The 226-nt window shown below is 39.8% G+C and carries 1 protein-coding gene; it reads right to left on the reverse strand.

The features are described from left to right. A partial coding sequence (locus J2D73_RS20540; RefSeq protein ID WP_207884286.1) for a hypothetical protein occupies window positions 1–213 on the reverse strand: 213 nt, incomplete at its 3' end. Window positions 214–226: the final 13 nt, after the last annotated feature.

Consider the following 226-nt stretch of genomic DNA (forward strand, 5'->3'; position numbering starts at 1 on the left):
CTTGATTATAACCCGATCAGAAACTGAAAATGGAAACTGAACACCTTTACCCCGAGAAAAATCCATGGCAAAAGGATCATCATAACTACATTTGTCTTGTTCAAACCTCTCTCTTCTTCTTTTGGATGCTTTTGCAGATTGTGACTCTTCTTCCCGGCAGAAAGCCTGAATGGCGGATCGAAGAGCTGAAAAAGTGGAATAAGAAAACAACATAAGATGAACTCAG

It is taken from the genome of Acetobacter sacchari (assembly GCF_017377715.1).
GTDB classification, from domain to species: Bacteria; Pseudomonadota; Alphaproteobacteria; order Acetobacterales; family Acetobacteraceae; genus Acetobacter; species Acetobacter sacchari.